Here is a 655-nt window from a genome sequence, read left to right as displayed (position 1 = left end):
ATTTGGACGTCGTGCTATTTCGCCGCTTACCAAGAAAAGTTGAATTAACACCAGCGGGTGAGCTATTCATGGCTGAAGCTCGCTCGTTACTGCGTCAGATGGAAGAGGTGAAAGCACAAACTCGTCGAGCTGCGCACGGCTGGAAAACAACGCTGAAACTGACGCTGGATAACGTAGTGAAGCTCGAAAAGCTCAAGCCGCTAGTGGAAGATTTTTATCGAGAGTTTGAATTTGCGGAACTGCAAATCAACATGGAAGTCTTTAACGGCTCTTGGGAGGCGATCGCTCAAGGTCGTGCAGATATCGTAGTCGGAGCCACGTCAGCGGTCCCGGTCGGTGGGGACTTCGAAGTGAAAGACATGGGTGTGTTGGATTGGGCGTTTGTCATGTCGCCTGCTCATCCTTGCGTACGCCAGCAGGTTCTCACCGAAGAGTTTGTTAGTCAGTTCCCCGCGATTTGTTTGGATGACACATCGAACGTACTGCCAAAACGACACACAGGTCACTATGCTAAGCAGCGTCGTTTATTATTGCCCAATTGGTATAGTGCGATTGAATGTTTAAAAAATGGCGTTGGAGTCGGGTATATGCCGCGTCATATTGCGATGCCACTTATTCATGAAGGTGTGCTGGTGGAGAAACTGCTGCAAGATGA

1 protein-coding gene is annotated in these 655 nt (G+C 49.3%); it reads left to right on the top strand.

Features of this window, described 5'->3' with window-relative positions; genetic code table 11:
- Positions 1-655: LysR substrate-binding domain-containing protein (locus R7R24_RS27590; protein WP_318120256.1), on the top strand; the 655-nt coding region annotated here is incomplete at both ends.

The sequence above is a fragment of the Vibrio sp. 704 genome, assembly GCF_033339295.1.
The sequence above is the reverse complement of the archived record's forward strand: the minus strand, read 5'-3'. Positions and strand labels throughout refer to the sequence as shown.